This is a genomic window from Kocuria sp. CPCC 205235 (assembly GCF_040980905.1).
GTDB lineage: Bacteria > Actinomycetota > Actinomycetes > Actinomycetales > Micrococcaceae > Kocuria > Kocuria carniphila.
Map to the genome: position 1 here is coordinate 26,443 of NZ_JAVKPR010000016.1, position 18,249 is coordinate 44,691.

16 protein-coding genes are annotated in these 18,249 nt (G+C 63.8%); 6 read left to right on the plus strand and 10 right to left on the minus strand.

From position 1 onward, the window contains the following. Window positions 1–60: 60 nt before the first annotated feature. From RF638_RS11370 to dinB, 6 genes are all read right to left on the minus strand, one after another. On the minus strand, window positions 61–1,914 hold the full coding sequence (locus RF638_RS11370; RefSeq protein WP_368842058.1) for a peptidoglycan D,D-transpeptidase FtsI family protein: 1,854 nt from the start codon (window positions 1,912–1,914) through the stop codon (window positions 61–63). Window positions 1,915–2,003: 89 nt separating this feature from the next. Beyond that, the gene (locus tag RF638_RS11375; RefSeq protein ID WP_315278579.1) at window positions 2,004–2,630 is read right to left on the minus strand and encodes a hypothetical protein; all 627 of its coding nucleotides are present in this window, start codon (window positions 2,628–2,630) and stop codon (window positions 2,004–2,006) included. Next, window positions 2,627–3,610, minus strand: a complete 984-nt coding sequence (rsmH, locus tag RF638_RS11380) for a 16S rRNA (cytosine(1402)-N(4))-methyltransferase RsmH (RefSeq protein WP_368842059.1) — start codon at window positions 3,608–3,610, stop codon at window positions 2,627–2,629. The genes RF638_RS11375 and rsmH overlap by 4 nt, the downstream gene beginning before the upstream one ends. Before the next feature lie 202 nt (window positions 3,611–3,812). Next, window positions 3,813–4,244 (minus strand): division/cell wall cluster transcriptional repressor MraZ, encoded by a 432-nt coding sequence (gene mraZ / locus RF638_RS11385; RefSeq protein ID WP_129701066.1) that lies wholly within the window; start codon window positions 4,242–4,244, stop codon window positions 3,813–3,815. Between the two features lie 223 nt (window positions 4,245–4,467). Then, window positions 4,468–4,854 (minus strand): DUF3040 domain-containing protein, encoded by a 387-nt coding sequence (locus tag RF638_RS11390; protein WP_095798387.1) that lies wholly within the window; start codon window positions 4,852–4,854, stop codon window positions 4,468–4,470. A gap of 50 nt (window positions 4,855–4,904) precedes the next feature. Next, on the minus strand, window positions 4,905–6,170 hold the full coding sequence (dinB, locus tag RF638_RS11395; RefSeq protein WP_259913542.1) for a DNA polymerase IV: 1,266 nt from the start codon (window positions 6,168–6,170) through the stop codon (window positions 4,905–4,907). 230 nt (window positions 6,171–6,400) lie between these two features. Here dinB and RF638_RS11400 point away from each other — a divergent pair, with 230 nt between their 5' ends. Continuing rightward, window positions 6,401–7,513, plus strand: coding sequence for a polyprenyl synthetase family protein (locus tag RF638_RS11400; protein ID WP_368842060.1), 1,113 nt, complete (start codon window positions 6,401–6,403; stop codon window positions 7,511–7,513). A gap of 2 nt (window positions 7,514–7,515) precedes the next feature. Here RF638_RS11400 and RF638_RS11405 read toward each other — a convergent pair whose 3' ends face one another. Further along, window positions 7,516–7,908, minus strand: coding sequence for an Rv2175c family DNA-binding protein (locus RF638_RS11405; protein WP_095798384.1), 393 nt, complete (start codon window positions 7,906–7,908; stop codon window positions 7,516–7,518). A gap of 135 nt (window positions 7,909–8,043) precedes the next feature. Here RF638_RS11405 and RF638_RS11410 point away from each other — a divergent pair, with 135 nt between their 5' ends. Next, window positions 8,044–9,183 carry a LysM peptidoglycan-binding domain-containing protein gene (locus RF638_RS11410; RefSeq protein WP_368842062.1) on the plus strand — a complete coding sequence of 380 codons (1,140 nt, stop codon included), beginning with the start codon at window positions 8,044–8,046 and terminating at the stop codon, window positions 9,181–9,183. Then, complete coding sequence (gene pknB / locus RF638_RS11415; RefSeq protein WP_368842063.1) at window positions 9,176–11,011, plus strand: Stk1 family PASTA domain-containing Ser/Thr kinase; 1,836 nt, start codon at window positions 9,176–9,178, stop codon at window positions 11,009–11,011. The genes RF638_RS11410 and pknB overlap by 8 nt, the downstream gene beginning before the upstream one ends. Before the next feature lie 90 nt (window positions 11,012–11,101). Here pknB and RF638_RS11420 read toward each other — a convergent pair whose 3' ends face one another. Further along, window positions 11,102–12,496, minus strand: a complete 1,395-nt coding sequence (locus tag RF638_RS11420) for a class II 3-deoxy-7-phosphoheptulonate synthase (protein ID WP_254049399.1) — start codon at window positions 12,494–12,496, stop codon at window positions 11,102–11,104. 9 nt (window positions 12,497–12,505) lie between these two features. Continuing rightward, a complete protein-coding gene (locus RF638_RS11425; RefSeq protein ID WP_259913530.1) occupies window positions 12,506–13,360 on the minus strand; it encodes a 1-acyl-sn-glycerol-3-phosphate acyltransferase in 855 nt (284 codons plus the stop codon). 142 nt (window positions 13,361–13,502) lie between these two features. On the opposite strand from RF638_RS11425, the gene RF638_RS11430 reads away from it, so the two are divergent. The 3 genes from RF638_RS11430 (at window position 13,503) to RF638_RS11440 (ending at window position 16,637) form a co-directional block, all read left to right on the plus strand. Next, a complete protein-coding gene (locus RF638_RS11430) occupies window positions 13,503–14,309 on the plus strand; it encodes a carboxylesterase (protein WP_095798379.1) in 807 nt (268 codons plus the stop codon). Then, window positions 14,306–14,728: a hypothetical protein gene (locus RF638_RS11435; RefSeq protein ID WP_095798378.1), complete on the plus strand. Its 423-nt coding sequence runs from the start codon at window positions 14,306–14,308 to the stop codon at window positions 14,726–14,728. The genes RF638_RS11430 and RF638_RS11435 overlap by 4 nt, the downstream gene beginning before the upstream one ends. Before the next feature lie 100 nt (window positions 14,729–14,828). Continuing rightward, window positions 14,829–16,637: a long-chain fatty acid--CoA ligase gene (locus RF638_RS11440; protein ID WP_368842064.1), complete on the plus strand. Its 1,809-nt coding sequence runs from the start codon at window positions 14,829–14,831 to the stop codon at window positions 16,635–16,637. 161 nt (window positions 16,638–16,798) lie between these two features. Here RF638_RS11440 and RF638_RS11445 read toward each other — a convergent pair whose 3' ends face one another. Next, on the minus strand, window positions 16,799–18,217 hold the full coding sequence (locus RF638_RS11445) for a mycothione reductase (RefSeq protein WP_095798376.1): 1,419 nt from the start codon (window positions 18,215–18,217) through the stop codon (window positions 16,799–16,801). Window positions 18,218–18,249 lie beyond the last annotated feature (32 nt).

Here is an 18,249-nt window from a genome sequence, read left to right on the forward strand (position 1 = left end):
GCGAGCGAACCCCGCTCACCGGGGCCGGTACGTACCGGTAAATAAGGTGGTGCTGCGAGTTTATCCCTGTGATTCTTCCCGAGCCGGTGAAGGCCACGTTTGGTCCAGCGCGTTCGTGGGAGTCACGGAGCGGTCGAGATTGTCCGGAACTTCCTTGGGGATCTCCACGGGATCCGTCGTAGAAGGAGGCACGTTGTAGTGGTGCAGGACCTGTTCCATGATCGTGGAGAAGGTTTCCGTGACGCCAATAGTGTGGACGTCCCCCTCGGGGCGCTGGAGTGTCACGGCCACCAGGTACTGCGGATCTTCCATCGGTGCCACGCCCACGAACGACGTGGTGTAGCCGTCGTAGCCACCCTGGTCGCTGGGCGCCTCCGCGGTACCGGTCTTGCCGCCCACGCGGTAACCGGGAACCGCTGCCTCCTTGGCGCCACCCTCGGTCACCACGGTCTCCATGACGTCCATGGTCTGCTGCGCTGCTTCGGGCGAGACCACTCGCTTGCCTTCCGGCTGTTCGGGAGTGGTGACCGAGCCGTCGGCTTCCTCCGTGGACTCCACGAGGCGAGGTTCGATCAGCACGCCGTCGTTGGCAACCGCCTGGAAGATCGATGCCGTGCGCAGCGGGCTCTGTGAAACGCCCTGGCCGAACAGCACGGTGAATTGCTGGCGGAAATCCCAATCGTCAGCGGGAGCCAGGATGCCGGAGGTCTCACCGGGGAGCTCGATGCCCGTGGACTGGCCAACCCCGAAATCCGCCATGTAATCGTGGCGGGTCTGCTTGTCCATCTTGGAGCCCATGATCACAGTTCCCGTGTTCATGGAATCCGCGATGATCCCGGCCACCGTGCGGTTCTGGGTGCCGTGATCAAAGGCGTCCGTGATCTTTTCCGAGTCGATCTGCAGGTGCGGAGGCACCGTGATCTCGGTGTCAGGATTGGCAATGCCCTGGTCCATGACGGCGGCGGTGGTCAGGATCTTCTGGGTCGAACCGGGCTCCACCGCGTGTGTCACGGAGCGGACGCCCAGGTCCTCCCCTTCGGCCTCGCCGGGCACGTTGGGGTCAACCGTGGACGAGTCCGCCATCGCCAGGACCTTGCCGGACTTGATGTCCATCACCACGGCGCTGCCCCATTCAGCATTGAGTTCCTCGGCGCGCTCGGACACTGCCTGTTGCGCGAAGTACTGGACGTCGCTGTCCATCGAGAGTTGAACATCAGCGCCGTCCTGCGGTGACTGCAACTCTTGCGGGGCAACGGGAATGCGCACCCCGTCACCGGAAATTTCGTAACGACGCTCGCCGTTCACGCCGCGCAGCTTGTCGTCCTGGGTCTGCTCGATACCGCCAAGGGCCTCGTTGTCGCCGCCCAGGAATCCCACGATGGACCCGCCCACCGCGCCGTTGGGGTAGCTGCGTTGGAAGGTCGGTTGACCGAACACGTACGGGAGATTGAGGTCCTGAATCTTGCCGTACTGCTCCGGGGTCACACCACGGGCCACGTAGTTGAAGGTCTTGTCGCCGTCCAGGGCGTTCTTGACCTCGGTGTCCGGGAGGCTGAGTGCATCGGCGATCTCGTACACCGCCTGGGTGGGAGTCACCACTTCGGTGGATTGGTCTTCCTTCACGCGGGTATAGGCCGCCACTGCAGTCTGATCCACCGTGATGTCGTAACGCTGCAGGGTGCGGGCCAGGACTTCACCGTTCGTGTCCTTGATGTCACCGCGTACAGCCGGAATCACCTCTGTTTGGGTGCGGCTCTCCGCCGCGGCTTCCGCGCGACCGGTGGGATCCAGCCCCTGCACCCAGAAGAGCTTTCCCGCGACCACCAACAGCAACGCCAGCAAGAGGGCGATACCCACCTGCGCTCGCGTCCAGCGGGGTCGCCAGGACGCGTTTCCGGTTGCGGGTGATGACACGATGAATCCTCAATTCCTAGCAGTCAGCGTAGCGGGCTACCTCCGAAGGTGCGGCTGTGGTTCCGGCACCGTTGCCGGAAGTGCATAGTTTACTGGCCGGGCTCGCGCTGTGCAGGCGCCGGGATGGAACCGCCGTTGAGGTTCTCCTTCTCCTGGGCCTTCTGCTGCGCCTTGCGGTCGGCTGCCTTCTTCTCGGCCTCTTCCTTGGCGCGCTTTTCCGCGCGTTCCTCGGCAGCCACGCGGGCGTTCTCCGCTGCTTCGGAGCCCTTCATCTTGGCCGGGGGCACCAGGATGTCCTGGGCGTTCCCCTTTTCTGCCACGCCCGACGCCGCCGCAACGGCACCGGTGCTCAATTCCACGGTTCCCACGTCCTTGGCCTGGACCATGCCCAGGTCGTTGGCGCGTGCGGCGAGGTTCTGGGGAGCGGCGTTGGCTTCGATGTCCTGCGTGAGCGCCTCGTTCTCCTGGGAGAGAGCTCGTTCCTGAATGGTGAGTTCGGTGAGCCGGTACTGACCCGAGGAGATCTGGATGTTGAGGAACAGGATGCCCATCAGCGCGGCCGCGAGGGCAATGGCGCACATCACTACGGTGGAGACTCGGCTGCGACGGGCCTGACGCTGCGGGACGACCGACAGCGGCGTGCGCGATTGTTCGGAGCGGAGCTCTTCCTGAGGGGTCGATGACGGCGCCGGATGTGACATAGCCGCGCTGCTCATCGTGTACTCCCTGACTTCATGGTGGTGCGAATCTTCTCTACAGCCCGCAACCGAGCCGAGGCCGCTCGGGGGTTGGTTGCGGTTTCCTCGTCGCTGGGCCTCTCAGCTCCGCGAGTTAGAACCTTGAGCGTGGGTTGATGTTCCGGCAATTCCACAGGGAATCCCTTGGGTGCCGTGGACCGCGCTTCACGCGCAAATTCCTGCTTCACAATTTTGTCCTCAAGCGAGTGGTAACTCATAGCGACGACACGCCCGCCGACCCTAATAGTTTCCAACGCGGCAGGAATTGCACGGGTTAAAACATCAAGCTCTTCATTAACTTCAATGCGTAACGCTTGAAAAGTTTGCTTGGCAGGATGCCCCTTTTTATGTTGCGCACTCATGGGCACGGCGGACTTGACCACGTCCACGAGTTCACCCGTGGTCTTGAGGGGTTTCACGGCGCGCGCGGCGACTATGGCTCGCGCAATGCGCGGGGCAAAGCGTTCCTCTCCCCAATTGCGCAAAATGGTGCGCAATTCATCCTCGCTGTACTCGTTGACGACCGTTTCTGCGGTGAACTCCGCTTGGGAGTCCATGCGCATGTCGAGTGGTGCGTCGAACGAATACGCGAAACCACGCTCGCGTTCGTCCAACTGCAACGAGGAAACACCCAGATCGAAGAGGACACCGTCCACCGCGTCCACACCGGCCACAGCTGCGGCATCGGCGATGTGCTCGTATGTGGTGTGAATGCTCCGGAACCGATCGCCGAAGGGTGCCAATCGGCGCCCCGCGAGTTCAAGTGCCTGCGGATCCCGATCAATCCCCACGACCGTGAGATTCGGAAAGCGTTTGAGCATGGCCTCACTGTGCCCACCCATTCCCAGGGTGGCATCCAGAACCACTGGTGAGTCAGTTTCGAAACCGGGTGCAAGAAGGTCCAGACAGCGCTCGAGCAGCACCGGTACGTGGCGCTGCTCTGCTGGTGTGTCCTGCATTCGGGCTCCTGATCTGTTCCGGGTTCAGCCCTGGTTGCTGTCACCCGCGTGGTTGACGGTCAAAGGTCCTCCGCGGTCCGGCTACCAGATCCCCCTCCGCCACTCGCCTCTCGAATCCGGCCTGACTCGGGGGAAGTCGAGTCAGGACGGTGACGTGGGCGGCTGGAGATCTCGTATCCGGTGCGCGTGAGCTGCGGTGAAATCAGAACAGTCCGGGGATCACCTCTTCTTCGGTGTCCGAGAACGCTGCCTCCTTCTCCTCCAGGTACTGCTGCCATGCCTGTGCGTCCCAGATCTCCGCGCGACTTCCCGCACCGATCACGGCGAGCTCTTTACCGAGACCGGCGTAACTGCGGAGTGACGCGGGGATAGTCACGCGACCTTGCTTGTCCGGAACCTCGTCCGAGGCACCGGACAGAAAAACGCGGATGTAATCCCGAGCCTGCTTGGACGACAGCGGTGCCGCTCGCATTTGTTCGTGCACACGTGCGAATTCCTCTTCACTGAACACATACAGGCAACGCTCTTGCCCACGAGTCAGTACGAGTCCGTCCGCCAGTTCAGCCCGAAACTTGGCCGGGAGGATCAGCCGGGCCTTTTCATCAAGGCGCGGCGAGTATGTTCCGAGAAACATCTCCACCACCTTGATTTGGGGGTCCTACTGCACCCTCGTTCCTCTACCGCGCTCCACTTTACTCCACTTACCTCCACCGTCAACGCAGCTACTCCACTTCCCCATGTTTCCAGGGAACCTGTCCCGCTCCTGACAGGTTTGAGGCAAAGAAAAACTCCCCGGTCAGCGACCGAGGAGCCAGAAATGAAGTTGTGGGGAGGAAAGTGGGGGAAAAGTGGAGGGACTAGTTTCCGCCACCCTGATTGCGCTGGTCCCACTTCTGTTCGAGGTTCTGCAAGAAGCCGGAGGAGGACTTGGGGCTGCCGCTCTTCTTGGGCCCGGCAGAGCTGGAGCCTGCGCGCTCCCCCTTGGCCGGAATGATGGCGACGTACACGCCGACCCCCATGACGATGAAGCCCAGCACACCCAGGAGAATCAGGTTGGTGGCGACACCGGCGAGGACAATACCCAGACCGACCACGGCAATCACCACGCCCAGCACCACGTTGCGCTTGGAACCACGCCCACGAGTGGGTTCCGGCTGCATGGTGGAAGCGAAGCGCGGATCTTCTTGGTGCAGTTGCTTTTCAAGCTGCGCCAGAAGTTGCTGTTCGTGCTCGGAAAGGGGCACGATTCCTCCTGCGTGTAGAGATGAAGATGACCGCGAAACCCAAATGATCATCACGTGTTATCAAGGATATCCCCTGCGGACCGGTTTGGCACGGTGGGATCAAGGAGCTTGGCGGGCCTGACCACTCCCGGACCGAAACGACTGTGAACTCGGTCCATGGCCTGCTCAGCGGCCCCCCATTCTTCCTCGCGGCCGTCCAGACTGAGCTGCAAAGCGTGGTCCGCGGCCGCCAGTTTTTCAGCGCGAACTCCCAGCAACCTTACCGATTGCTTTCTGGGTCCGAGGTGGTCCAGGAGCGCTGCCGACTCCGTGTACAGGTCATGGGCGGACGTGATCGGGTGATTCAGAGTCCGCGAGCGCGAAATGGTCGAGAAGTCCGAGTACCGCAGCTTGAGACCCACCCGTTCAGCGCGCAATCCGTGTCGGCGCAATCGGGCGGCCGTGTCGTGGGACAGGCCCAGCAGAACCCGCTTGAGTTGGGCGGTGTCCGAGATGTCCTTGTCGAAGGTCCGCTCTGCGCCCAGGCTCTTTTCCTCGCGCACGGGGGTGACGGGACGTGGATCGTGGCCGTTGGCCAGCTGGTGCAAGTGGTGGCCGGCGGCGTCACCCACGAGCGATCGCAACCTGGTGACGGGTGTCCGAGCGATGTCTCCCACCGTGCTCAGCCCGGCACCCTCAAGGATGGCCGCGGTGCGTTTACCCACTCCCCACAGCTTGGTGACGGGCAATTGGGCCAGAAAAGCCAGGGTGTGCTGCGGCTCCACGATGAGAAGCCCGTTGGGCTTGCAGTAGGCGGAGGCAATCTTGGCCACGGTCTTGGTTTCAGCCACCCCCACCGAAGCGGTCAGGCCGGTGCCGTTCTCGATCTCGGCACGGATGCGCCGAGCAATCACTGCGGGCGGCCCCAACCGGCGAATGGCGCTCGAGACATCCAAAAAGGCCTCGTCCACACTGAGCTGCTCCACGCGGTCGGTGATGTCCCGGAACATGCCCATGACCAGACCCGAATAATAGGTGTAGTCCTCCCGGTGTGGTTCCAGCACCACGGCGTGCGGGCACGCCGCGCGCGCTTGTACGAGCGGCATGGCGGAGTTCACACCGAACTTCCGCGCTTCGTACGAGGCCGACAACACCACGGACCGCGGGCCCAATCCGGCCACGATCACCGGTTTCCCTCGGTGCTGGGGTGTCCGCAGCAATTCGACACCCACGTAGAACATGTCCATGTCCACGTGCAGGATGGCGCAGCGGCGGTACTTCTCGAGTTGTTCAGGAGAGGGCCCGCGGGTGGGCCGGGTTACCGGACTGTCGTTCACCGAAAACCATCCCTCCCCGTGACTCGTGCTGGTCATTCAACGGCCACACAGGGGCCTCATTCCGTGAAAGCGCTCTGCGCGGCCAGCAATTCTTCTTCCGTTGTCCCCAGCCTAGGCACGGGCACCGACACGTTCAGAGCGGTTGTCATCCCGTTAGGCTGGAGCGGTGCTCCTGGCCACTGGTGGGAGCAGCATCAACCACATCACCAGGACAACGAGGTGCCCGCCGTATGACCGAGACGCCAGACCCCGCAGCCGCAGCAGGTGCCGAGGACGCACAGTTCTCGCGGGCGCTCAACGATCTATTGGCTGAATTCTTCTCGGTGGAACGCGAGCGCGTCTCACAGATTTCCCAGGACGCCCCTCGGTTGGTGGATTCCATCGAGCGGCTCACATCCGGCGGCAAGCGGTTACGAGCCAGGTTGAGTTATTGGGGTTGGCGCGCCGCGGGTGGCGAAACACTCGCGCCCGCCATTGTGCGGGCGGCGGCGTCGCTCGAACTGTTCCAGTCCGCTGCCCTCATTCATGACGACATCTTGGACCGTTCGGACACCCGCCGTGGGCAACCCAGCGTGCATCGGGACTTCGAACGGGTACACACGCAAAAAGGCTGGCGCGACGACGCCGCCCACTTCGGGATCAGCGCGGCCGTCCTGACCGGTGACATGAGCCTGTCCTTTGCCGAGCAGCTGTTCGCCCAGGCCTCCACATTGCTCCCCCGGGACTACGAACGTGCCGGCCGCGCGATCTTCGACACGATGCGCACCGAGGTCATGGTGGGTCAGTACCTGGACGTGCACGCGGAGGTCGCCCCCACGCCCGAAGATCCCGAAGAACAACTGACTCGCGCCATGGCGGTGTTGCGTTACAAATCGGCCAAGTACTCGGTGGAACACCCCGTGCGGATAGGTGCCGCCCTGGCCGGTACGGATGAGGATTTCTTGGCTCATTGTTCGGCGTTCGCGTTGCCGGTGGGTGAGGCGTTCCAATTGCGGGATGACGTTCTGGGAGTGTTCGGCAACCCTGAAACGACCGGCAAACCCGCCGGCGACGACATCCGCGAAGGCAAGCGCACCGCACTCGTCGCATTGTGTGCCAAAGGCGGGTCAGCAGAAGACATCGAATGGTTGGACTCCACCCTGGGCCGCAGTGACCTCACGGAGGACGAGATCCAGCGCGCGCGCACGCTCATGGAGATCAGTGGGGCGCTGGGACATGCCGAGGACCTGATCGGCGAACTCGTCGCCACCGCGGACCATCAGCTCGCGACACTCCCGACGAACGAGGTGGCCCGCGCCGGGCTGCGCGCACTCGCGGATGCCGCGGTGCGGCGCAGCCGGTAGGGCTACCAGCCCAGGGCTTGGGCGCGGCGTCGTACTTCGGTCTTGCGACCTTCGCGCAGTGCGTCCACCGGCCGACCCGGCAGGGACTCGTCCGCGGTGAACAACCAGCGGATGGCCTCGGCGTCCGTGTAGCGGGCGTCCCGCAGCACGGCAATGGTGCCCTTGAGAGCGTTGAGCGGCTGACCTTCGGCCATGAACCCCGCAGGGACCACGCGAATACCGTCGGAGGGGCGGCGGACTTCCAGGAACTCACCCTGATCCATCATGCGGTGCACCTTGGTGATCTGGATGTCCAAGGCTTCCGCGATGTCCGGCAGGTAGGTCCACTCCCCCACCAGGGAGTCGAGTTCGGCAAAGGTTTCGGCGCTGATATCGGATGAAGGATTCACGGACAATACTTTGCCACGGTTGGCCGTTGCGGTCAGTTCTTCAACTCGCTCAGTCGGGTCGGGTACTCTGGTCACGCTGTCACGGCTCGCGTGAGTCGGTGGCCTTCCCCTCACTCTCGTACTTAGGCAGGAAGCACGAACATGCCGGTTGAGCCGCCAGAAGATCGCCCGTCCGCTCGTTCCACGTGGGCCCGTCGAGCCACCAAAGGTTCGGCAGTCACCGCACTTGCCGCCCTGTCAGCACTCGGAACCCTGGGCACGGCACACGCGCAGTCGCCCGTGACACCCCAGAACACCGGCACCTCCCAGCACGCCCAGGCACCGGGTGAGATCACCGTGGCCGCCGGTGATTCGGTCTGGTCGCTGGCCACCAAGCACGGCGTCACGGTCACCGGGTTGATGAAGGCGAACAAGATTCCCGCCCACGCCATGGTGCGCCCGGGCGACCGCCTCGCGATTCCGGGTCAACAGGACAAGGCCTCGGAGACCAAGCCCGCCCAGACCGAGCCCGCCGAGAAGCCGGAGCCCAAGGAACCGACCGCTCGCCACACCATAGCCTCCGGTGACACCATCTGGGACCTCGCGGCCAAGCACGGGGTCAGCGTGCTCGAACTGCAGCAGGCCAACGGCCTCACCGCGTCCTCGCTGCTCCGTCCGGGACAGGCCCTCAAGATTCCCGGTTCTCAGGCCGCACCCAAGGCCGACGACGCCGCTCACGCGCCCGCCGCGGCGTCGGCACCCGAACCCGCACCCAAGACCAAGGCGCCGGCGGCGCCGAAGGCGACCCCGATGCCCGCCGTGGGCGATACATTCGCCGGTCGGACCTACCCCCAGCACGTGGTGGATTCCGCGAACAAGCACCACGCCGAACTGCAGCGGCGCGACCTGCCGTCCCAGCAAGCAGTGCAGTCGATGATCCGCGAGACCGCGGAATCCATGGGTGTGGACCCCAAGCTCGCGCTGGCCCATGCGGCCCAGGAGTCGGGTTTCCAGCAGGGCGTGGTCTCCCCCGCCGATGCCGTGGGAACCATGCAGGTCATCCCGTCCGCCGGCGAGTGGGCTTCCAGTCTGGTCGGACGCGACCTGGACCTGCTGGACACGCAGGACAACATCACCGCTGGTGTGGCCATCATCAAGGAACTCCAGGACAAGGCGCCGTCCAAGCACATGGGCATCGGGGCTTACTATCAGGGTCTGCACGGCGTGAAGACCTATGGTTTGTTCTCGGACACCAAGGACTACGTACGAGCGGTTACCGCTCAGGAAAAGCGATTTGCCTGATCATTCCCCCCACGATCGCCTGACCGGCACGCTGCTGGACCACCGATACCGGATCCAGCGGCGATTGGCCACGGGCGGAACGGCCTCCGTGTACGTGGGGCTGGACGAGCGTCTCGACCGACCGGTGGCGCTCAAGATCATCCACCCGCACTTCGCCGACGATCCCAAGTTCGTGGAGCGCGCCCAGCGCGAGGCGAAGTCCGCCGCACGCTTGCATCACCCGAATGTCGTGGCGGTGCTCGACCAGGGCCAGACCGCTGACGGCGTGGTCTATCTGGTGCTCGAGTACGTGGACGGCCCCACCCTGCGTCACGTGATCGCCCGCGAGTCCCCCATGACGGCCCGTCGCACTTTGGACCTGCTCGTCCCGGTACTGCGCGGCCTGGCGCAGGCTCACCGCTCGGGCATGGTCCACCGGGACATCAAACCCGAGAACGTCCTGCTGACCACCGGCGGTGACGTCAAGGTCGCAGACTTCGGTCTGATGCGCGCCGTGGACGAACACACCTCCACGAGCACCATCCTGGGCACGGTCGCGTACGCCGCCCCGGAGCTCGTGGGCCACGAACCCGTGGATCAACGCTGCGATGTCTACGCGCTGGGCATCATGGCTTACGAAATGCTCACCGGGTCACGCCCCTATACGGGCACTGCCCTTCAAGTCGCCAACGCGCACGTCAGCCGCGACGTCCCCGCGCCGAGTCGCATCTCCTCCGGCATCCCGGGCAGTTTGGACGAGTTCGTGCTGCGCTGCACCGCCCGCAATCCGGACGCTCGTCTCGCCGACGCCGCCGCCCTCCTGGATCTGGCCCTCGCCATTCATCGTTCGTTGCCGGCCGTGAATGATCCGGTGTCGCTGAATCAGGCGACCCATGTGATTCCTGCTTCCGATGAGACGCAATCATTGCCGCAGTCCGGTCAGGCGCTTTTTTGGGGAGATGCAGAAACCACGGTGCTGTCGGCTCAGCCGCAGGATTCACGGTCGACCGAGCCGATCTCTAGTTCTGGGGTTCGGGATGCGGCCACGCGCGCGATTCCCGCTTCCGGAATTCTGCCGACCTACGATCTGGACGCCACCCAGACCGTGGCCATCACCGCCGCCGGCTCCACCGCACACCGGACCCCGGAGCAGCCGCGCGTCACACTCAACCCGCAGCCCTCGCCGCTGCAGCTGGCGATCGGTTCCGTGGTATTCGTACTCCTGTTGGCTTTGGCCGGTTTCCTGGGGTGGTGGCTCGCCTCCGGCCCGGGAACGGCGGCCAGTACCGTGCCGGATGTATCTGGTGTCCCCGTGGCCAACGCCGAACGCACGCTCAGCGCGGCGGGGATCAACAATGTGGGTGTGCACACGATGACCAATGCCCAGATTCCAGCGGGTTCGGTAATCGGCACGGACCCCGATGAGTCCGCACGTGTTCACGGCATCGAACAGGTGGTGTTGTTGGTCTCCGAGGGCCCCGCACAGCTGGACGTGCCGATGTTCGAGGGGATGACCCTGGACGAGGCCCGCAATGCGATCAGCCAGGCCGGCTTCACCGTGGGCGGTGTGCAGACCCAGTACTCGGATCAGCCGGACGGAACGGTGTTGCAGCAACAACCATCGCAGGGTTCCAAGGCCGAGGAAGGGACAGCGGTGGACCTTACCGTGGCCACGGACAGCCCGCCGGACCAGGTCCCGAACGTGGTGGGCCAGAACGTCGATTCAGCCAGGGAATCGCTCGAAGAACTCGGTTTCACGGTTGAGGTGAACCGTCCCGTGGGCTCGACACTGGACCGCGTGGTTCATCAGCGCGAGGACGGCGACACGGTGATCCTCACGGTGTTGTGAGTCTGTACCCATCACGTAGGACGGCGGCACCGCTGGATGACGTCCATGACAGGAATCATTCAGCGGTGCCGCATTCGTGGTTCTAAGGGATCAGTTCTGCTTGGAGAGGTACTCCGCTACGAGGAACGCGATCTCAAGGGACTGCATGTGGTTCAGGCGCGGATCACACAGGGTCTCGTAGCGCTCCGCGAAGGAGGACTCGTTGACCGGGTCCGAACCGCCCAGGCACTCCGCGACGTCGTCGCCGGTCATTTCCACGTGAATGCCGCCGGGGAAGGTACCCAGGGCCTGATGCACCTCGAAGAAGCCGCGGACCTCGTCCACCACGTCGTCGAAGTTGCGGGTCTTGTAGCCGGAGGGCAGGGAGACCGTGTTGCCGTGCATGGGGTCAGTGACCCACACGGGCTTGGCCCCGGAACCCTCGACCGCCTGGATGATGGCCGGGAGCTTCTCGCGGATGTTCTTGGCACCCATGCGAATGATGAACGTGAGACGGCCCGGTTCGCGATTCGGATCCAGGGCGTCGATCAAGCGCAGTGCGTCCTCGCCCGTGGTGGACGGGCCGAGCTTCACGCCGATCGGGTTGCGCAAGCGCGAGAGCAAGTCCACGTGAGCGCCGTCGAGCTCGCGGGTGCGCTCACCGATCCACAGGAAGTGGCCGGACGTGCCGTAGGGCAGGTGCGTGCGGGAATCGATGCGGGTCAGAGCGCGCTCGTAATCGAGCAGCAGCGCCTCGTGACCGGCGAAGAACTCGGTGGTCTTGAGCGCATCGAAGTCAGCGCCGCAGGCCGCCATGAACTTCACGGCGTGATCGATTTCTCGAGCCATGGACTCGTACCGGGCGTAGGCGGGGTTGGCCGCGAAGCCCATGTTCCATGCATGCACGCGGCGCAGGTCCGCGAAACCACCGGTGGTGAAGGCGCGGATCAGGTTCAGCGTGGACGCGGACGTGTGGTAGCCGCGCAGCATGCGGTTGGGATCGTGGACGCGGGAGGACTCGTTGAAGTCGAACCCGTTGACCATCTCACCGCGGAAGGTGGGCAGGGTCTGATCACCGCGGGTCTCGAGGTTGGACGAACGCGGTTTGGAGAACTGTCCCGCCATACGGCCCATCTTGACCACGGGCAACGAGGCGCCGTAGGTCAGGACGACGGCCATCTGCAGGAGGGTCTGGACACGACCGGAGATCTTGTCAGCGGTAGCGCCCGCGAACGTCTCGGCGCAGTCACCACCCTGTAGGAAGAAGGCCTCGCCCGCGGCCACGGAGGCCAGGCGCTCACGCAGCAGGTCCACCTCGCCCGCGAAGACCAGCGGCGGAACGGCGTTGAGCTCTTCGATGGTGGAGGCGAAGTCCGGGTGCTCCGCCCACTGCGGGTGCTGACCAATGGTCCGATTGCGCCATTCGTCCAGGCCGGGATAGTTGGCGGCACTGGGCGAAGGGGTGGTCATGGCGCGTGATTGTTCAGACTGAGTTACAGAGGTCATTACCCCAGTCTAGGCGTTTCGGTCCGAGGACTGGTCATCGTTTCCATCATGTGAACGCCCCGGGAATTTGGAACCGAGCTGCTCCGCCTGCTGCGTGACGGATGCGGACACGGATCGACCCTTTTCCCGTGCCGATTCGGCAGCGTCTTTGACCTGGGTCCGGAACTGTTCGCGCTTCTGCTCCGCCAGTTCCTTCTTGTAGTTGGCCGCGTACACATCCGCGGTTTCCTGACCGGAGAGTTCCTGGATCGCGGCCATGATCTTGTCGGTAACCTCACGCATTACTGCGTGATCACCGTGCTGACCCTTGAGGTGGGAGAAGTCCAGGGGCTTACCGAAGATGGTGGTGACCTTGGCTTTGCGAGGGTCAGGAAACTTGGAACCGAGGGGCTGGATCTTGTCCGTACCCACCATGGCGATCGGGACCACGGGAGCACCGGTTTCCAGGGCCAAGCGCGCCACACCGATCTTGCCGCGGTACAGACGACCGTCCGGCGAGCGCGTGCCCTCCGGGTAGATGCCCAGCAGTTTGCCGTCCTGCAGGGCCTGACCGCCGGCGCTCAGGGCCTTGGCACTGGCCTTACCGCCGTTACGGTCCATGGGGATCTGATTGATGGCACGGAAGAAGGCGCCCACGATCTTGCCCTTGACGCCCGGCCCCGTGAAGTACTCGGACTTGGCCAGGAAGTACACCTGGCGGGGCACGGCCACCGGCATGAACACGGAATCGGAGATCGACAGGTGGTTGCTCGCCAAGATCGCCGTGCCCTGCGACGGGACGTTCTCCAGACCGATGGCCTTGGGGCGGTACACCGTGTTCACTACGGGGCCCACCACGTAACGCTTGAGGAACATGTACACCATGACTCGGATCCTTCCGGAAAGCTTCTGTTGCCCTGTTGACCGCGGCTTCGAACGGGTTTGATATGCGCGGATCAGCAGTGCGCGTATCGGATTCCCCGCTGGATTCTCTCACGACAATTGCTCGGACTGGCACAATGGCGCCATGAGCTTCGATCCCGCCACACACGGCCATCAATTCTTCCCGGGTTCCGCGTCCGTGGGCGTGCTGGTACTGCATGGTTTCACCTCCACGACCGCCTCGGTCATCGAGTGGGCGCGCGCCATTCACCAAGCCGACGACGCCGCCGGCCGCCACCCGTCCGTGTCCGTTCCGTTGCTGCCCGGTCACGGCACCACGTGGGAAGACCTGGCCAAGGAGAGCTGGCACGCGTGGCGTGACGCCGTGGATGAGGAGTACTGGGCATTACGCTCCCGGCACGAGCACGTGGTGGTGTGCGGCCTGTCGATGGGCGGCGCGTTGGCGGTTCAGCTGGCCGCACGATATCCGGTGGCAGGTCTTTTGAAGGTGAACCCCGCACTGGCTCTGACGAATCGCGCGGCCGCGTACAGCCACGTTGTCAAGCACGTGGTGCCTTCCGTTCCGGGGATCGGTAGCGACATCAACCGGCCTTCCAAGGGTGAGACCACCTACGACCGCACACCCGTGGCCGCCGTAGCGCAACTCAATATCCTGATTCGCCAGGCGATCAAGACCCTGCCCGCCGTTACAGCGCCGGCCATCGTGTTCCGTTCGACGACAGACCGGATTGTGGCCGACGCCTCTGTTGACCTGATCCGCGAGCGCAGCGCGGGCCCGGTGGAGGTCATTGCGCTGCCCAACAGTTTTCACGTGGCCACCATGGACTACGACCAGGGCTTGGTGGAGACAGCCTCCCGCCATGCGGTGCAGAACCTCATGCGCGGCTTTGGTCTGACGGTCGAGACGGGCCGAGCGGCGGCGTCGGCGTGAGCAAACGAGACCCCGAGGATCCCCAGCCGGACGACGATTTCCGCCGCATCATCGAGGGCAACGACTGGGAGAACGTGCCCCGCGACGATGAGGACGCCGAGCCGTGGGCGGACGAGATTCCATGGGAACCGGCGGAGCAACCCGCGACCGAAGTGCCGCTCGAACTCTTCGAATCCGAGGAGGACGAGTCCTACAACCCCGATCCCGGTGACATCACCCGCGGCGTGAGCGCCAAGATGGTGCGGGCCGTTACGGTGATCCTGGCGGTCCTCGTGATCATGATCGGCTTGGCTGCGCTGCCGGGCCCGCTGCCCACGGTGGTGTGGGCTGCAGGTGTCGCCGGAGTGATCGGTGGCCTGTACCTCGTGTATCGCGCCCTGCCCGAAGATCCCCGCGATGACGACGGCGCGGTGGTCTGAATGAATGTGCCGCTTCAAAGGTGGACACGTCCATAAATGCCACATCATGACCTGGATCACACAGTAGGCTGGCTCCATATCTCCACGAAGAAGGTGCTAAATGAGACGCGTGAGCGTACCCCCCGTAGTTGACCCGCTTCCGCACAACAGCGTGGCCGAGATCCTGGCCCGCCAAGCGAGCGAGAACCCGGACATTGTCCTGTACACGATCCTCCATGAAGGCAAGGAACGCGACGTAACGGCGCGTCAGTTCCGCGAAGAAGTCATTGCCGTGGCACGAGGCCTGGCCGCCCGGGGTATTCAGCCCGGGGACCGCGTAGGCATCCTGAGCCGCACGCGCTACGAGTGGTCGCTCGTGGACTTCGCCCTGTGGTGGGTGGGCGCGGTTCCCGTGCCCGTGTACGACACGTCCTCCCCGGATCAGATCGCCTGGATCCTGTCGGACTCCGAATCCAAGGCGATCTTCGTCGAAACCGATGAGCTCGCGGAGCGCGTCCAGGCGGCCGCCGCCATCACGCCGTTCGCAGCGTCCTCACGGATCTGTGTCTTCGACACTGCCGATCCCAAGTCGTCCTTGGAAACCTTCATTGCCGAAGGTGCCGACCGGACCGATTTGGAGGACCCGCACGACGGTGATTCTCTGGATCGGACCGCCACCATCATTTACACCTCGGGTACTACCGGGCCGCCCAAGGGTTGCGAGCTCACGCACCGAAACTTTATTGGGTGCTCGGCCAACACGATTCCCGTTGCGTCTGAGGTGATCTATCCCGGTGCCCGCACGCTGATGTTCCTTCCGCTGGCTCACGTGTTCGCACGTTTCGTGGAAGTCGTCGCGTTGGACGCCGGTGTCACCCTGGCGCACACCCCGGACGTCTCCGGACTGATGGAGGACCTGGGTCGCTTCAAACCCACGTTCATCCTTGCCGTACCGCGCGTGTTCGAGAAGATCTTCGTGGGCGCGCGCCTGAAGGCTGCCGCTGCGTCCCCGGTCAAGAAGTTGATCTTCGCCCGTGCCGTAGCAGTGGCGGTCGAGTGGTCCAAGGCTTCGCAGGCGGGCAAGGTTTCGCCGTTGCTCGAGGCTCAGCATCGTCTGTACGACAAGCTCGTCTACTCCACGCTGCGCAACGCCATGGGTGGCGACGTGCGCTATGCGGTATCCGGAGGTGCACTCCTGGGTGCGCGCCTGGGGCACTTCTTCAACGGCATCGGCGTGTACGTGGTGGAGGGTTACGGTCTGACCGAGACCACCGCACCTATCTCCGCGAACTTCCCGAGCATCAACCGCCTGGGTACCGTGGGCCACCCGATCCCGGGCCATGAGATCGCCATCGCTCACGACGGCGAGATCCTGGTGCGCGGCAACAACGTGTTCCACGCGTACCACGGCATGCCGGACAAGACCGCAGAAAGCTTCATCGACGGTTGGTTCGCCACCGGTGACCTGGGTGTCCTCGACGAAGAAGGCATCCTCACCGTGACCGGTCGCAAGAAGGAAATCATCGTGACGGCTGCGGGCAAGAACGTGGTCCCCAATACCCTGGAGGATCCCATCCGAGCTTCGGCCACCGTGGGTCAGATCATCGTGCTGGGCGACAACAGGTCATTCATTTCCGCGCTCATCACGTTGGACCCGGACACCCTGCCCAAGATCCTGCCGACCCTGGGCCTGGACTCCTCGCTCACACCCGCTCAGGCGGCCAAGGAGCCGGCAGTCATCGACCACGTACAGAAGATCGTGGACCACGCCAACGCCAAGGTGTCCCGCGCCGAGAGCATCCGTAAGTTCACCATCCTGGATCGTGACTTCACCATCGAGGACGGTTATCTGACGCCCTCCATGAAGCTCAAGCGCCCCAAGGTCATTGAGGACTTCTCGGACGAGATTGAGGCGATCTACGCCAAGTAAGTCTTGGCGCATAGCTCACCATGACAGAGCGGGGCCCTGCGGATCAGTGATCCACCGGGCCCCGCTCTGTCATGGCCCTGCCACGTGGCGACACCGAGTGGCTTGCTTACATCGCGACCTGTCCCAACCGCCGGCGAGAATTAACTATCGGTCGATGACGCTCAGCGTTGCTCCGGCACGTCCAGCCCTAGCAGCGCGTTCTCGACCACTTCGGCCAGTGCCGGGTGAATCCAGTACTGACCGCGAGCCATTTCGTGGGCCGTCTGACCGAAGGACATGGCCTGGATGAGCGGCTGAATCAAGTTGGACGAGTCCTTACCGATCAAGTGCGCGCCCAGCAGCAATCCGGTCTTCCTGTCCGCAATCAGTTTGCAGATTCCCACGGAGTCCTCCATGGCCCAGCCGTAGGCAACATCGCCGAAGTTCTGTTCCTTGACGGTGATGCCCGTGTCGTTCTGCTCGGCCCAGACGCGTGCCTGTTCCTCCGTCATACCCACAGTGGCGATCTGTGGCTCGGTGAACACCGCGGAGGGCACGAACCGGTGATCGGTTGCACGCAGGTCATCGGGGTGGACCACGTTGTGCGAAACCGTGCGCGCCTCCGCGTTGGCCACGTGCTTGAGCTGGTACGGAGAGCAGATATCGCCCAGAGCCCAGAGGCCTTCAACGGGTTGATCATCGCTGAGCACGCGCTGGTACTCGTCCACGGCCAACAGACCGGAATCGTAGACATCCAGGTTTGCCGCCTCCGGATTCAATGTGTCCGAGTTGGGCACGCGGCCGGTGGCCACGAGCACCACGTCCGCCGTACCTTCCCAGGTCTCCAGGGATTCGTCCGACGCCGCCGCGGTCACCGTGAGCTTGCCGTCCGGGGTCTGCTCGATGCCGGTGATGGAACGGTTCAGTTGCAGGTCCCATTGCAGGGCGGCCTCGCGCTTGAAGCGCTCGGCAATCGTGTGGTCGTGTTGGCGCAAAAGTCGTTCGGACCGGTTGAGTTGGGTGACCTTGGATCCCAGCCCGTTGAACACGTGGCAGAACTCGGCGGCAATATAGCCACCGCCCACCACGATGATCGACTCGGGCAACTCGTCCAGGCGCATCACGGTGTCCGAGGTGTGCACGCCAGGAAGATCAATACCGGGAACGTCCGGGAGCTGAACCCTGGAGCCGTTCGCCAGGACAATCTGGGGCGCGGTGATCTGCTCCCCCGATTCCGTTTCCAACACCTTGGGCGCCACGAAGTGCACGTATTCCTGGATCACGGTCACGTTGTCCAGGGATTTTCGGTAGGTCAGACCCCCGTTGGCGATGGCGTCGATGCGGCTGAAAATCCGATCCCGCATGGCCTGCCAATCCACGGAGTCCCTGGATGCGTGCACCCCGAGACGGGAAGCATCCAGAGCCTCACGGGCCACCGTGGCCGGGTACACGTACATCTTGGTGGGGATGCACCCCACGTTGAGGCACGTGCCACCAAAAGTACCCGGTTCCACGATGGCCACGTCCAGATTGTGGTACTCCTCCGTGAGGATGGAATTACCGGAGCCAGAGCCAACAATGATGAGATCGAATTCGCGCATGGATCCCATCCTAAATAGCTTGGCAAATCAGC